Genomic DNA, 16370 nt, shown 5'->3' with positions numbered 1-16370 from the left:
ATTTTATGAGCAAAGAAATTAAAGAGAATAAAGAAGTTGCTGTTTGTATAGAAACTATTCAGAATTTATTAAAAGACACAAATCAACTTTTCGAATTACCAGAAGCACAAAGAATTGCTCTTTTTAAGGTTGCTGGTGAATTGTCTAGACCAAATAGAGACGAATTTCAGCGTAGAAGAAAAGATGCCAAAAAAGCTGCAAAACGTAAAAAAATAGAAAGTGATAAACATGCTAGAAAATCTACCGGAATAAGATCTGCTAGAGAAGCAGCATTATTTGTTGCACCTAAACTATTGGGTGCAGCTCAAATAGAAAAAGACACACCAGAATTAGAGTCACCAAGAAACTGTTATGTATGTAAAACAGTGTATACCAAATTGCACCATTTTTACGACACAATGTGCACCGAATGTGGCGATTTAAATTATGCTAAACGTTTTCAAACTACAGATTTAAAAGGGCAAGTTGCCGTTATTACAGGTTCTCGTTTAAAAATTGGATATCATATTACTTTAATGTGTTTACGTTCTGGTGCAACAGTTGTGGCTACAACACGTTTTCCTGCAGATTCTGCAATTCGTTTTTCTAAAGAAGAAGATTATAAAGATTGGAGCCATCGTTTACATATTCATGGCTTAGATTTGAGACACATACCGAGTGTAGAAATTTTTTGCAACTACATAGAACAGAAATACGATCGTTTAGATATTTTAATTAATAATGCGGCTCAAACCGTAAGAAGACCTTCTGGTTTTTATTTTCATTTAATGGAAAATGAAAAAAAGCCTGTAAATCAATTACCAAAATTAGCACAAACATTGCTAAAAGACCATGAGGCTTGTTTAGCAGAATTGTCTAGTTTAAGTGTTTCAACTTCTAAAACAAGTAAAAATAATGTATTACCAGTTACTTGGCATGGTCCAGAACCAGGAATTGGTTTAAGAAATTCTGCCGAATTATCTCAAATTCCGTATAGTTTTGATAATTCTTTACAAGCAGCAGAAGTTTTTCCTGAAGGTAAATTAGATGCAGATTTACAACAAGTAGATTTAAGAAAAACCAATAGTTGGCGTTTAAGATTGGGTGAGATTGAAACAACCGAAATGGTAGAAGTACAGTTGGTAAATGCTGTAGCTCCTTTTGTTTTATGTAACCGTTTATCATCTTTAATGATGAAAGAAAATACGGGTAAAAAACATATTATTAATGTTACGGCAATGGAAGGGAAGTTCCATCGATTTAAAAAAGAAGATAGACATCCGCATACAAATATGGCTAAAGCCGCATTAAACATGCTAACACACACTTCTGCATCTACATTTGCAAAATCCGGTATTTACATGAACGCGGTAGATACAGGTTGGGTTACAGATGAAGATCCGGCAGAATTATCAAAAAAGAAAACAGAAATTCACGATTTTCAACCACCTTTAGACATTGTAGATGGTGCTGCAAGAGTTATGGATCCCTTAATTGACGGAATAAATACCGGTAAACATTGGTGTGGTAAATTTTTAAAAGATTATTTCCCAATCGATTGGTAATAATTTAAACTCCAAACATAAAAAAAGCCCATCTTAAAAGATGGGCTTTTTAAATTTATAAAAATAAACTTTACTTATTTGATTTACTTAGTAAACCTCCTTTTGCACTGTCTACCGTAATTGTAAATTTAGAATTGCCTTTAACTATCCATCGAACTTTAACAACACCGTTACCAGGAATATTTCTTACCCTTAATTTAGCCGGATTTACTTTTTGCTCTTCGGTTACATTAAAATCTTCATTAGTAACCAACATACCTGCAATAACATTAACACCAGAAATAGATATATAATCTGGTCTAGTGATATTGTATTTTAAATCTTGACTAGCATGCGTTGGCATCAATCTATCATTTTTAATTGTAGCGGTTATTTCTTTTAAACCACCACTCATTTTCTTTTCAGAAATATTAGAAATAGATAAATTAGGCATATGTTGTGCATGGTAAAACGTAAATGCCATATTTCTGTGTGCTTCTTCTTCTAACATAAAACCTGGTGTTGCTCTTCCAAAATTCTTTTTAAAACCACCTACTTCTATTTTTCCGTATGTTGGATGATCAAACTCTTTCCATGGCGTAAAAGCGTCTCCCATTAATAACTCTTTATCAAAATCATAAGTTTGATTTCTGTCTCTTCCTTGTTTTTTATAATAGGCAAAAGAGGTGAAAATTTCATTTGTAAATGTGTAAATTCCTCTACTACCATAAAACCAATCTAATTCGCCACCAAATACAGAATAAAGATCTTTATATACAGTTAAATATCGATAACCAGGTAACATTTTTTCTCCTTTTTTTCCAATAGCATCATAAATTCTGATGTCTTGTCTATTATATGTTGCCAAATCTTCTTGTGCACCAGGACCTCTTAAAATCATTCCGCCAGAATTATGAAAACTTTGCGCGCCTGCTATATTAGGATGCGCTAAAACAAAATCTGCAACAGCTCTAGTTTCTGGTAACGAAAAAGGATGTTTGTATGCACCACGCTGAATATAATCTGGTTGCCATTTCCAACCCCAATCTCTGTTTGGATCGTAATAACCATGTGTATCTTCATTTATTCTTCCGTCACCATCATTATCAATACCTTCGTTACCTAAATATTCGTAACGTTGTGTTGTTACAACATCATCTGGTCCAATTGCAATCATTTTTCTTGGGTCTAAAGGATCTACAATATAATTGCCATCATCACTTTTTCTTCTCATTCTGGTAATAGATCCATCACCATCAATATCATCATATCCATCTTCATCAAACTTACCGTCTCTATCATCATCTAAAGGAATCATACCAGATCTTGGACTACTTCCGGTATTTGCTTCTTTCATAAAATCGTTTCTTGCATCAGGATTTATAGTTGGTACTATGTAAAAAATACGATCATTTAGCATATTGGTTATATACTCGTTTTCGTTAAAATTTTCTGTTAGGTACCAAGCAGTGTATATACTTATTTCTCCTCCTTGAATTTCATTTGAATGAATGTTTCCGTCTAAATAAAAACCAGGTTTTCTATCTGCTTTTCCTTGTTTATAGTTTGTAATTGCTAACATCCAAATATCTTTGCCCAAAGCAGACTTACCAATTGATTGTCTTTTTACTAAATTAGGATGTGCATCAGCAATTTTTTTACTTAAAGCAGCTAAACCTTCTGATGTATAATATCTATTAAAAGAAATTTGAACTTTTGGATTATGAGGCGATCCTGCTGCTCTAAAAACTTCTGAACTATTTTGTGCACCAATTGCTAATGGAAATAAAAATAATAGCAACAATGATTTTAATATATTTCTATTGAATTTCATCTTTTCTAATTTTTATTTATTTCAATTTTATTGTTGCAGAATCTACACCTGTATGCGACGTTCCTGCTTCTAATGTTACGCTACCATTTCCTTTTATTAACCAAGAAAATTTTACAGAACTGTCACCATCAATACTATTTAATAATGTAATTTCTTTTCCGCTAATAATTTCTTGATTCTTGTTTAAACCTATGGCAACTTTAATTTTTCTTAACCATCTAGATCTTTTTCCCATTTCTGTATGTGTTGGTAACAAACCGGTATTGTGTACGTCTACAGAAATTCTTGTAATACCGTTTCCTACAGCTTCTGATGTTAAATTTTGAAGTCTAATATTAGGTTGCATTTTTGCCAATTCTATAATAAAATCTGTGTGCTTTTTACTAATATCTGCCACCATTTTGTATGGCGGATTTAACATTTTATAAGGAGCAATGCCACCAACTTCTACTTTTTTATTAGGAAAATCTGGGTGAGAAACCATTGTCCAATCTACAAAGGCATTTTTAATATTTTCTTTTTCTGCCCATCTTAAATAATTAACAACTTTATTTTTTGATGCTTTTTTAGCAGAATCTTTTACTTGAGGTACCCACCAACCAGGTGTTGATAATGCTAGTTTACCAAAATGAAAGTAAGACCACTGAAAAAAATCGCCACCTTTTCCTTTAGAGATTGGTGCATCTTTAGCTTTAATAATTTTGTTATACTTATCAGACAAGAATTTATTTAACGCTGCATCTTGTTTTAAAACACTAGTTACAACTCGTTTTTTTGCACCAGATGCATTATATTTTAAAGGCGTTGATAAATTGTTTTCTGGGCCTAAGGTAACAATGGCAAAAATATTCCATCGATCGTAAAGAAAAGAAAGTAAATCTCTATTTTCTTTTTCAGAAACTGGATGTTCTCCAGCACCAGGCGTAAAGTATTGGTAATTGTAGCTAAAATTTTTGTTAAATAAAATTCCGCCTTTACCATCTTCATTAAAAAGACCATCTTTATCATTGTCAATTCCCTCACTAAACAATTTATAAGTTCCCTTTTCGCCTTTATTAATATCTGCTTTTACTAGAATTCTCTCATCATCTTTTAATTTTGTGTAATCACCAGTAATATCTTCTACACGCATCATGGTTATCAAACCATCATTATTTAAATCATCAAAAGAATCTTCATTAACAGCACCATCTCTATCATCATCTGTCTTTTTAGCATTACCATTTTTATAATGTTTTAAAGAAGAAAAATAGTTTTCTGTAGCATTAGGGCTCATGTTAGGAAAAATGTAAAAAGTAGTTTTCTCTAAAATATTTGCATGATTTTTTAGAATATTATCAGCAATATTTATAGCCATTTCTGGGCCTAAAATATGAGAACCATCTACACCACTTACAATTGCAATTGCAGGTTTATTTTCTGCTTTTCCTTTAGATAAAGTTAATGCCCAAATCTTATGACCACCAATTGTAGTTGTTAGTTCTTCTAATTTAGCATTAGTAGCATTCGATTTTTGAAGTGATTTGATTTTTTGAGTAAGTTTACTGTAATTACTATAATCGGATTGTGCCGAAATTTGTAACGTAGTAAAACAAATTGTCATCCCTATAAAAAAGAGAGATGCTCGTTTTTTATTAAACATAATTGTTAAGTTTGGTTAATTTAAATAATTATGTTTAAATATATTGTTTTCTATATATAATGCATTCTTTAATGTCCTTTAGACCAAAATATTAAGGATTGTTTAACAGATTTTAACATTTCTAAGCTAAAAAGTGGTAATTCTACTAAAAAACAGAAATTCTGTTATTATGTTGAAGAAGGTTTATTTTTTTATTGAAACAGGTTTTAGCTTTATAAAACCAAAAAAGTCTAAAACTTTAATAATTTGATAGGTTACATCAATTTCGTGCCATTTTACCCCAAAATTTGCACTACTTGCGTGTTTATGATGATTGTTGTGATATCCTTCTCCCATCATTAAAAAATCAAAAGGAAATAGATTTTTACTCGTATTAGTCATTTTGTAATTTACATACCCATAAATATGACCAAACCAGTTGATAATAACTCCGTGAATTGGTGCCATTAAAAGTGCAATTGGTAATAAAAACCATTGCCATAAAGCAGTTGTAAAATAAGCAAAAAATAAAATGTAAAAAGCAATCCAAAGTAATCTAGAAAAACGAGAACTTGCAAAGCTATCAAAGCTTTTCCATTGTGGTACGTTCTTAGTAAACTTACTATCTACTGGTATTTTTTGTTGATTTATTTGCTGATAAATTGTTTTTGTTTTCCACATCATTGCAAATAAATTAGAATCGTAAGAAGGCGAGTGTGGATCTTTTTCTGTATCTGTATACGCATGATGCATACGATGCATAATACCATACCCATACGCACTTAAATAACTAGAACCTTGAAAAAACCAAGTTAAAATAAACGTAACACGCTCCATGGTTTTAGACATTGTAAAAACCTGATGTGCAGCATAACGATGTAAAAAGAAAGATTGAAAAAATAAGCCTCCGTACCAAAGAATTATTACAAATAAAACTATAATCATTTATGTTTTTTTGCAAAGATAAATTGATATCAAAAGCAAAACAATGAACCCAAATCAATAAAAATTTTATACTCTTTTTCTTATTCTACTTAGTGCTTGCGCAGTAACACCAATATAAGAACTAATATACTTTAATGGTATAACTTTTAACAATTCTGGTCTTTCTTTAAATAGTTGTAAATAACGTTCTTCTGCTGTTAAGTTTAGCAAATTTTGTTCTCTTTTAGATTTTATTAAAAAAAGTCTTTCCGCTGTTAATCGTCCTATTAAATTACCAATTTGTGTAGTTTTATAAACTTCTTGCAAATCTTTATACGTAATGCTTAAAATTGTAGTTTTTGTAAGCGTTTGTAATTGATATAACGAAGGTCTTTGTGTTAAAAAAGAATCATAAGCGCTTATAAACTGGTTTTCGAAACTAAAACCAAATGTAATTTCTTTCTCTGGATTTTCTTTAGGAATAAATAATCTGACAACACCAGATTCTATAAAAGAAATATGATTTTCTATTTCGTTGATTTTTAAAAAAGTGGTTTTTTTCGGAATTACTCTTCGCTGTAATTTAGATGTAAAGAAGTTCCAATCCTTCTCAGAAATGTCTGCGATTTGATTGATATATTCTTTTATTTGATCCACTTTTAAAAACCCTTAAAATTCTTTACAAATATAGGGTTCTTCCTCTTAAAAAGAGTAGAGTAGGTGTTATAAATTTTAAAATCCGGTAGTATACAATATCAAGAAAACACCAATCATAATACCTGCTAAAGGCACTAATTTTTTACGTTTATTTTTTTCTTTAAATATAATACCTCCAATAACTACCGCAATAATTAACTGACTTCTTTTAATTGCAGATAAAAGCATAATTAAAGCTTCTGGATCTTGCAATGCTTTAAAATAAAAATAATCTGCGGCTTGTAGTAAAATACCAACACCAATAATTGTATATCTAAATTTAAACGCTTTTCTTTTTTCTGAATATGGAAACCAAGTTATTGTTAAAATTAATAATAAGATAAGTACCGTATAAAAACAAAACCAGAATTGTAATGTCTGCGGATTTAACATCAAACTCTGAATTAAAAACTTATCATACAAACCACTCGAAGCGCCTAAGAAAGTAGCACCAATAATAGCAAATATCCATTTGTTCTTTTTAAAAATAATTCCTTCTTTTTTACCAACTCTAGAATAAAGAATTACAGAAAATATGATTAAGAAAAAGCCAATCCACTGTAAAAAAGTAGGTTGTTCATTGTAAATTAAAATGGCGCCTATAAACGTAAAAAAAGGTCCAGCAGATCTAATAGGTGCAACAATTGTTATTGGTAAAAATTTTAATGCTTGATATGCCAATACCCATGAAGCGGCCATAATCATTGATTTTATAAAAATAAAACCATGAGTTTTTAAAGGAATTGAAGTGATATAAAAACCAATTTCTTTTGTGTAATCTGGATAAAAGATTGACATAATATAAAATGGTAAAAGCACTAAAAAACCAGAAGCTATTGTACCAAATAGAACCGGAAAAACCTCATTACCTTGTACTGCATGTTTTTTACATAAATTATGTAATCCTAAAAAAAGTGCAGCCAATAAACCTAAATACATCCACATGGCGCGAAGATAGTTTTTTGAACTATTTTATTGAAAATAATTGCATAAAAAAAGGTTGCCGATAAACGACAACCTTCATTTTTTATTTTAGTTTAAATTATTTTAAACTTTCTAATAATTTTTCTGCTACTAACTCAGAAGAAGCAGGATTTTGACCCGTAATTAAATTACCGTCTTGAATTGCATAAGCAGCCCAATCTTCTTTCTTAGAGTAGATACCGCCATTTGCACTTAACATATCTTCAACTAAAAATGGTACAACTGCAGTTAACCCAACAGCATCTTCTTCTGTATTTGTAAAACCAGTTACTTTTTTACCTTTTACTAGTGGCTCTCCATCAGTTCCTTTTACGCTTTTTAAAGCAGCAGGAGCGTGACATACAAAAGCTACTGGTTTATTTTGTACATTAAACTTTTCAATTAAAGCAATTGAAGTTGTATCATTTGCTAAATCCCACAATGGTCCGTGACCACCAGGATAAAATACAGCATCAAAATCATCTGCATTCATATCAGACAACTTTTTAGTGTTTGCTATTTTAGCTTTTGCTTCTTCATCTTTGTTAAATCTATCTGTATCTTCTGTTGCTGCATCTGGTGCATCACTACTTGGATCTATAGGTGCAGCGCCTCCATTTGGTGTTGCAATTGTAATTGTAGCTCCTTTATCTAATAATGTGTAATATGGGTTTGCAAATTCCTCTACCCAAAATCCTGTTTTTTTTCCTGTATCTCCTAATTTATCATGAGATGTTAATACAAATAATACGTTCATATTTTTATTTATTTTAGTTTCTATTTTTGCCTCAGAATTTTCTTCTAAAGACTTCTTTTTATCATTTTTACAACCTAAAGTTGTAACAATTGTTAGCGTTAAAGCAATCGTTTTTATAAATTTCATTATCTATTTAATAAGCCATTCTTACAATTTTCTTCGCGTCTTCTGGCAATAAAGCTTGACGTTCTCCTAATTTCCAACCACGCTCTGTAAAACGTTTTTCTACTTCTTCGGCAGTTCCTTCAAAATTATCTGTATAATCAGATAGTTTTGTATCGATTCCTAATTCTTGAAAAAAGGCTTCTGTTTTTGCTATTGCTTCATATGCTTTATCATCAATACTTCCTTCAGTAATATTCCAAACACGTTCACCATATTGCGCTAATTTTTCTTTTTTAGCTTCAAAATTATATTTGTAATGACTTGGTGTTATTACTGCTAAAGTTCTTGCGTGATCAATACCAAATAATGCTGTTAATTCATGGCCCATCATATGAATTGCCCAATCTCCAGGAACTCCTTTTTGTATCAAACCGTTTAGTGCCATTGTACAACTCCACATAAAATTAGATGCAGCTTGGTAGTCTGTAGGATCTTTTAAAACCTTTGGTGCAACTTCAACTAATGTTTGTAAGATACTTTCTGCGAATCTATCTTGTAACAATGCTCCAACAGAATATGTCATATACTGCTCTAAAACGTGTGTAAAAGCATCGGTTAAACCATTAGCTAATTGACGTTGAGGAATCGATGTGATTACTTGAGGATCTAATATTGAAAAAACAGGAAATAAGCCAGGACCACCCATAGCTAATTTTTCTTTTGTTTCTTCTCTCGTAATTACGGCTCCAGAATTCATTTCAGAACCCGTTGCCGGTAGTGTTAAAACAGTACCAAAAGGCATTCCCTTTTCTGTTCTAATATTTTTAGTTAAAATATCCCAAGGTGTATCGCCATCATAAACCGCTGCTGCAGATAAAAATTTAGTACCATCTATTACAGAACCGCCACCAACAGCTAATAAATAGGTGATTTTCTCGTCTTTAATAACTTTTAAAGCATCCATTAATGTTGCATATTCTGGATTTGCAGGAATTCCCCCAAATTCGATTACATCAACATTAGCTAAAGCAGTTTTTACTTGCTCATAGATTCCGTTTTTCTTAATACTTCCGCCACCATAAAGTAATAATACTTTAGCGTCTGCAGGAATTTCTTCTTTAATATTCTTTATTGTATCCTTTCCAAAAATAATTTTAGTAGGATTTTTAAAATCAAAATTGTTCATTGTTTTCTTTTATAGTGTTAATAATTAGTACTGATGACAGAATTACTCTATCACAGTTACTAAATCTTCCATAGGTTTTCTAACTTTAACTAAGTTCACCAACCAATCTTCATCTTCTTTTCTATAACCTAAAGGCAATAAAACGGCACTTTTTAAACCTTTTTCTTTTAAGTTTAAAATTTCATCTACTGCAGCAGGGTCAAATCCTTCTAATGGTGTTGCATCTACACCTTCATAAGCAGCAGCAATAATTGCGTGTGCAAAAGCAATGTACGCCTGTTTTGCAGCATGATTAAAGTTTTCGTCTGCATCTTTTTGCGGATAAGAACTTAATAACATTTGTCTGTAATTTTCCCAACCTTCGTTTTTAAAACCACGAATCTCGTTGGTTAAATCGAACATATAGTTAATTCTTTCTTCTGTGTAAGTATCCCATGCAGCAAAAATTAAAAGGTGAGAACAGTCTGTAATTACAGATTGATTCCAAGCAATAGGTCTAATTTTTTCTTTAATTTCTTGATTTTTTACAACAATAATTTCAAAAGGTTGTAAACCACTTGATGTTGCAGCTAATCTAGAAGCTTCTAAAATTCGTTCTATTTTATCTTCTGATACTTTTTCACCGTTCATTGCTTTAGCAGCGTATCTCCAATTTAATTTATCTAATAATTCCATTTTATTCTAATTTATATGTATTTATTTATTTGATCACTTTTATACTGTTCCATGCAGATTCGTAGGCTTCATCTAAATGCGTTTCATTTAAAGTAAATGAACCTCTTTTTTGAGAAATCATTAAAAATGACAACGGATTAATAGCATACGCATACAACAAATAATCTGACATTGGTTTTATGATATTTTGTTTTTTTCCTTTTTCCCATAAGTCGAGTAGAGGTTGTAAGTGTTTAATACCTTCAATTCTACTTGGTTCATCAATCATTGGTGTATTATCACATTGCGCTAAGAACATTGCATTCTCACATTCTTTTAATTTAAATTCTGCGATTTTGTGCCATATCAGTTTAAATCCTTCTTCCACAGACATATCTGCATTATAATTTTCGAAAGCATAAGCCGTGTATTTTGCTTTTACTTCTATATAAGTTTTGTTAACCAAATCTTGTTTATTCTCAAAATATAAGTAGATCGTTGCAGGAGAAACTTTAGCCATTTTAGCTATTTTACTCATAGGTGTTGCATGAAAACCATTATTATTAACCAACTCTATAGTTGCTTTAATTAAGGCATTTCTTTTGTCTATGCTTTTTTGAAGTTTTACCATTGTTTTCTAATTATGATGCAAATATAATAAAAAAATGAATGTTCATTCTTTTTTTTAACAAAACTTAACAAAATTTTTTAATCAACTGAATACTAAACCTTAACAACCAATTTAATAATCAGGTATTTATACGCTTAAAGTAAATTTGGATAATAAATAAGTTTGTACAACTAAACTTTAATATACAATTATGAGTTATTTACCTTTTAGACCAAATGCAAACCCAGTAGAAATAGATAATACTAAAGAAACTTCTGTTAGAAATGCTTTTTCAGAGTTTTTAATAGAAAATTATGGAGATGATTATCTAAACACTATCCAAAAACACAGAGATAGAGAAAGAGCAGATTATTTTAAAGAACATATAAATTCAGATAAGGAAGATACACCTATTGTTGGCATTATTGGTGGCGGTTTTGCAGGTTTATACTCCGGATTAATTCTTCAATCTTTAAATATCGAATTCGAAATATTTGAAAGTTCTGAAAGAGTTGGCGGTAGAATAGATACTTGGTATTCTACAAAATATAATGCAAAAGACAAAAACCAAGCTGGTTTGTATGGTGAAGTAGGAGGTATGAGAATTCCGCAGTTTTCTAACGACATGTTACCAGTACAGCAACTTGCTTTATCTGTAAATGCAGTTCTAAAAAGAAACAACTTAGAAGACAGCATTTTAATTTGGAGAAAATTCTATTACAATTCACCAGTACAAAGATTGCGTTACAACAACATGCAGAAACCTATTTTAGCAGAAGACTCAAATTTAAATGCTTTAAATTTTGGTGTAGATAAAGGTGGAGATATTCCAATGGTTTGGGTAACAGAAACAACTCTAGATTCCGAAACTTTTTTACCAATTAATAAAATTTTAGATAAAGTGAATGAGCCCTTTATTACTGCTATAAACCAATCTTTTTCGAAAGGGTTTAAAAAGTTAATGAAATTTGATAACTTTTCTATGTGGGCTTATCTTACTAATGTATTTACACTTGGCGATTTAGGAGAATATTACAACCCAGAAATGGGTGCAAAAACAGAGCATTTACCTTATAATATTGCCAGCTATTTAGAAACCTTAAATGTTGGTACAGGTATGTATTCGGTATCTTTTGTAGAAATTATATTGGCTAGTTACGATTGGGATGGTAGTAAAAATTCGTACGATGCAACCGACCAAAATATTTATATGATTACCATGGATAAAGGGATGCAACATTTTCCTGACGCCTGTAAAACAGTGTTAAATTTAGATAAAGGTATTTTACCAGAAGACGGAAGTAGAGCACAAGAACTAATTGGTATGAAACCTGGTTTAAATGGTAAGAAAGGGTATTCTCCAGAAAATTTAACAAAAGCTGCAAAACCACCAAAAACTGTTCCGGCTGCAAATGCCTCTAAACCAACAAAAGGATCAACATCTAAAAAGAAAGAAAGAGTTCATTTAGAACATAGAGTTACACATATAAATTATGATGAAAATTTATATGAAGGTCATGGCGGAATTAAAATGACAGTTCGCAATCAAGGTAAAAATATCGAAAAAAAGTATCCGTATGTAATTACAACTTTACCAAACGGAGCCTATTTAAACGGAGATTTGAAAGAAAATTTCTTTGATAATTTATCTTTTTCTAAAGCAAGAGCTATTAGAGAATGTAATTATATGCCGTCTTTTAAAGCTTTTATTACTTTTAAAAAACAATTTTGGGCAACTTTAGGTGAAAGGCAAGATAAAGGTTTAGGTGTTGCAGTGTCAGACAAATCTAACAGACAAATTGTATATCCTTCTTATGGATATGATGCAGAAGGTGGTGTTTTACAAATTTATTGTTGGGCGCAAGATGCCGAAAGAATAGGCGCTCTTTCTGATGAAGAAAGAGTAAACGAATGTTTAAAAGGAATACAGTACTTGTATCCAGAAGTAGATATTTACGAACATTTTGCAGGTTATAAACCAGAGGAAACTACAAAAACTTGGTTTTGGGATAATCATGCCAACGGAGGCGCTTTTGCCCTTTTTAAACCTGGCCAATTTAAAAGCTTATATCCAACCTTATTAACACCAGAATTTAAGGGTTCATTGCATTTTGCAGGAGAATGTTGTTCTGTGCATCATGGTTGGATTGTTGGTGCTTTAGATTCTGCTTACAACGCAGTTTTAAACATTTTGAAACAAGCTGGCGCACATGATAAAATTAAGCAAATGGAAACTACCTGGGGACAATTATCATCACCAGATATTGCATTAACTAAAAAGAAACAACAATTGGTTTAAACAGCAATTGTTCTAGAATACTCCATAAAATTAGCTTCAAAACGTTTTAACGTAGCATCTAATTTTTCTGCATAAATAACAAATTGGCATTTATGAATGCTTTGCGTAATAGAAATTACATCTGTGTATGGTGATTTTTGAGACAAAAAAGAAGCATCATCAATACTTAAAATTTTTACTTGTGTTGTATTTAATCCTTCTAGTAACAATAATTTATTTACAATTTTAGGTGTTGAAATAAGAATGTCTATTCCTTCAAAAATTTCAGATTTTAAAAGGTCTATATGTTCTTTTTCATCACCAAAATAAACTCTTAAAGTTGTATGTCTTGTGTATAATAAAAAGGCATTGTATAATTCTAATGCTTTTTCGTTGTTTTCTACTAAAACGATTGCCCTTGGTGCATCCCCATCTTCTTCACACTTTAATTTATGTAAAGTTGTAAGTATTAAAGTTGTTGTTTTACCACTATTTTCTGAAGCTGTACAATATAAATTTGCACCACTTTTAATTGCAGGAATTGCCACTTTTTGAAACTCTGTTGGAACCGAAATTTCGAAAGAAGTTAATTTCTCTTTTAAGTGATTGTGTAATTTTTTAAAAGGCTTTTCCATTTAAAATACTATTTAAATACAGTTATATAAAGTAAGGGCAAATATACAATTTAATTAATGTCGCTTAACAATTAAATGTGTTAGTTAGCTATAATTTCATTTGTTAAACTTTCCAAGTAAAACCGATTGTTAAACCTTTTCCTTTATTAGAGTTTAAAGTTATTTCTCCGTTATTTTGGTTGATAATTTTTTTAACAATTGCCAAACCAATACCTGTACTTTCTACATCTTCATTAATTTTTAATTGACTAAAGATTTTAAAAATTTTATCGTGGTATTTTTCTTCAATACCGGGTCCATTATCTGTAATGCTAAACAAATATCCTTCAGTAATCTTTTCGACATTAATTTTTATAATGGCTTTTTCTTTATCGTTATGTTTAATTGCATTACTAATTAAATTTTGAAAAACATGACTTAATTCGGTTTCATTTGCATAGATTTCTAAATCTTTATCAGGAAAAAGAATACTACTTTTATTTTGATAATCTACAACGCTAGAAACCTTTGCTAATAATTTATGTAAACTAAAAGAAGCTTTAACCTTATTACCTTTAGCAGCTTTAGAATACGCTAATAAACCATTAATTAATGATTCCATTTTGCTAACAACATCCTTTAACAGTTTTAAATGATACTTGGTATTATCATCTAAATTGTCTTTTAAATCTTCTTCGATAAAAGAAGCCAAAGAATAAACAGAAACTAATGGCGATTTTAAATCATGGGAAACAATATGATTAAAATCATCTAACTCTGTATTGTAATTTTCTAACAACTTTAAATTTTCTTCTAATTGTAAATTTGCTTCAGATAATTTTTCTGATTGTAAAGAAATTTCTTTTTTCTGACTTACAGCCAACTCTTTAGCTACTTCTAATTGTTTAAATGAAATCGAAAAACGATTCATTAAAAGCATAGATAATAGTAAAAACGCTACGATATAACCAAAATTTACAAAAATAATGGCAAATTCATTTTCATCAATAAAGAAAAATATATGAATTATAAAAATAACAGACCCTAATAACATACTAATTAACAACAAAATAGACTCTGACTTTCTAATAAATATTACATTTATAATTACAAATGCTACATAGATTAAATTTAAAATCATTAAAACTAAAAATGGCATCAACAGATTTGTAAAATAGGGTGCAGGTAAAATAATTGCTAAACTTGTAAGCGTCCAAAAACTAATTTTTATAACTTTTGCATAAATTGAATGTCTAAATTTTTTAAAAATATCATTAAAAAATAAACTTGCTGCCGAACCACCAATAAATAAAGAAATATATTCTATTCTTGTTAAAAGCAACCAATTAACCGTTTTAAAAAGATGTGTAAATGGTGCATAACGATCACTTAATGCCATATATGACAACGCAATACACATAATTGCAAAATGTAGAACAGCTTGATCTTTGTTCCAATACCATATGTAAAAAAACAAGAAAAATATTCCAATAAACCCAAGGCAACCAATAAAAATCATATCGGCAACTACCCGTTTTATTTTTTTGTCTATTAATTGTTTACTTGGTGCAATAATTAAAGGTTCTGTAATACCGCCTTTACTATGATAAAAATTTGCTACTTGTATAATTATTTCAAATGTAGTTTCGTTTGTATTTAAAGGTACTATTTGCGAAAATCTTCGATGTAACGTTTTATCTCTAGAAACACCAACAATTCCAATTTCTGAAATTAATTCTCCATTAATCCAAAGTTTAGAAGCAGCGTAAATTTTAGGAATGTATAAAGATAAAGTAGTTTTATTATTAGCAATTGTAACCGTTTTCTTATAAGTTGCAAAACCTAAAGAAGGTAAGTTTTCTTGATTATTTAGAGAAAAACTTGTCCAATTCTGTAAAGATATTTGCTTGTAAGCATCAGCAGATTTTATACTTTCTGGTGTTAAAAGTTGATTCCAATAAAAGTTCCAATCCGTTTCTAAAACAATTTTATCATTTGATTTTAAAATACTAGAATCTTTAACAAATTCAATGTTATTATTTACTTTTTGAAAACCATAAAGATTTATAAACGTACTTAAAAATATAAAAATAAAGCTTACTAACTTCAAATGTAAAATGTTTGTTAAGCTTGCAAAATACAACAAACATTTTGTTTACATTTTAAATATTTAAAATTTCTAAAATCTAAGCACAGCAAACCTCACATTTACCTTGAATTAATAATTGAGAAAATTCAATTTGTCTATTCGGTATGTTTGGTAAAACAACATTTGTAGAAATACAATCTACTTTTCCGCAACTTAAACATTGAAAATGAGGATGCATGTCTGTATGTTTAGATGAAGAACAACCATTACATTTTGCATACCATTTTAAACCATCTTTCCCTAAAAAAGAATGTAAAACTCCGTCATCTTCTAACTTATCTAACACTCTGTAAATAGTTGTTTTATTTATAGTATTACCTAAACCATCTATTAGCTTTTTTGCAGAAATTGCCACTTCATTTTTATTAAATTCATTTAATAAAATTTCTACAGTTTTAGTTTTTCTAATTATTCCCATAAAACAAATATAACGCAACTTAGTTGCAATAACAAATA

The 16370-nt window shown here is 30.0% G+C and carries 14 protein-coding genes; 2 read left to right on the top strand and 12 right to left on the bottom strand.

Annotated features, from left to right (window positions below; translation table 11 throughout):
- Positions 1-5 precede the first annotated feature (5 nt).
- Positions 6-1544, top strand: a complete 1539-nt coding sequence (locus ACYPV9_RS04960) for an SDR family NAD(P)-dependent oxidoreductase (RefSeq protein ID WP_299060403.1) — start codon at positions 6-8, stop codon at positions 1542-1544.
- Positions 1545-1614: 70 nt separating this feature from the next.
- On the opposite strand, the gene ACYPV9_RS04955 is transcribed toward ACYPV9_RS04960, so the two are convergent.
- From ACYPV9_RS04955 to ACYPV9_RS04915, 9 genes are all read right to left on the bottom strand, one after another.
- On the bottom strand, positions 1615-3357 hold the full coding sequence (locus ACYPV9_RS04955) for a M14 family metallopeptidase (RefSeq protein ID WP_299060405.1): 1743 nt from the start codon (positions 3355-3357) through the stop codon (positions 1615-1617).
- Positions 3358-3373: 16 nt separating this feature from the next.
- Entirely contained in the window at positions 3374-4999 is a 1626-nt protein-coding gene (locus ACYPV9_RS04950; protein WP_459742035.1) for a M14 family metallopeptidase, read from the bottom strand.
- 183 nt (positions 5000-5182) lie between these two features.
- Complete coding sequence (locus tag ACYPV9_RS04945) at positions 5183-5923, bottom strand: acyl-CoA desaturase (protein ID WP_299060409.1); 741 nt, start codon at positions 5921-5923, stop codon at positions 5183-5185.
- 66 nt (positions 5924-5989) lie between these two features.
- Positions 5990-6559 (bottom strand): Crp/Fnr family transcriptional regulator, encoded by a 570-nt coding sequence (locus ACYPV9_RS04940; RefSeq protein WP_459742033.1) that lies wholly within the window; start codon positions 6557-6559, stop codon positions 5990-5992.
- 75 nt (positions 6560-6634) lie between these two features.
- Complete coding sequence (locus ACYPV9_RS04935; RefSeq protein WP_459742030.1) at positions 6635-7543, bottom strand: EamA family transporter; 909 nt, start codon at positions 7541-7543, stop codon at positions 6635-6637.
- A 97-nt stretch (positions 7544-7640) separates the two neighbouring features.
- A complete protein-coding gene (locus ACYPV9_RS04930; protein WP_299060414.1) occupies positions 7641-8444 on the bottom strand; it encodes a type 1 glutamine amidotransferase domain-containing protein in 804 nt (267 codons plus the stop codon).
- Between the two features lie 7 nt (positions 8445-8451).
- Entirely contained in the window at positions 8452-9609 is a 1158-nt protein-coding gene (locus ACYPV9_RS04925) for an iron-containing alcohol dehydrogenase (RefSeq protein ID WP_459742028.1), read from the bottom strand.
- A 42-nt stretch (positions 9610-9651) separates the two neighbouring features.
- Positions 9652-10284: a nitroreductase family protein gene (locus ACYPV9_RS04920; protein ID WP_459742026.1), complete on the bottom strand. Its 633-nt coding sequence runs from the start codon at positions 10282-10284 to the stop codon at positions 9652-9654.
- A gap of 25 nt (positions 10285-10309) precedes the next feature.
- On the bottom strand, positions 10310-10894 hold the full coding sequence (locus ACYPV9_RS04915) for a TetR/AcrR family transcriptional regulator (protein ID WP_299060422.1): 585 nt from the start codon (positions 10892-10894) through the stop codon (positions 10310-10312).
- A 190-nt stretch (positions 10895-11084) separates the two neighbouring features.
- Here ACYPV9_RS04915 and ACYPV9_RS04910 point away from each other — a divergent pair, with 190 nt between their 5' ends.
- On the top strand, positions 11085-13172 hold the full coding sequence (locus ACYPV9_RS04910; protein ID WP_459742023.1) for a flavin monoamine oxidase family protein: 2088 nt from the start codon (positions 11085-11087) through the stop codon (positions 13170-13172).
- Here ACYPV9_RS04910 and ACYPV9_RS04905 read toward each other — a convergent pair.
- The 3 genes from ACYPV9_RS04905 to ACYPV9_RS04895 all read right to left on the bottom strand — a co-directional run bounded on the left by ACYPV9_RS04905 (position 13169) and on the right by ACYPV9_RS04895 (position 16332).
- Positions 13169-13786 carry a DEAD/DEAH box helicase gene (locus ACYPV9_RS04905; protein ID WP_299060428.1) on the bottom strand — a complete coding sequence of 206 codons (618 nt, stop codon included), beginning with the start codon at positions 13784-13786 and terminating at the stop codon, positions 13169-13171. The two genes, ACYPV9_RS04910 and ACYPV9_RS04905, sit on opposite strands and share 4 nt — an antisense overlap.
- A 103-nt stretch (positions 13787-13889) precedes the next feature.
- A complete protein-coding gene (locus ACYPV9_RS04900) occupies positions 13890-15875 on the bottom strand; it encodes a sensor histidine kinase (RefSeq protein ID WP_459742020.1) in 1986 nt (661 codons plus the stop codon).
- Between the two features lie 76 nt (positions 15876-15951).
- The gene (locus ACYPV9_RS04895; protein WP_299060432.1) at positions 15952-16332 is read right to left on the bottom strand and encodes a Fur family transcriptional regulator; all 381 of its coding nucleotides are present in this window, start codon (positions 16330-16332) and stop codon (positions 15952-15954) included.
- Positions 16333-16370 lie beyond the last annotated feature (38 nt).

This window comes from Polaribacter sp. OB-PA-B3, assembly GCF_054589375.1.
The sequence above is the reverse complement of the archived record's forward strand: the minus strand, read 5'-3'. Positions and strand labels throughout refer to the sequence as shown.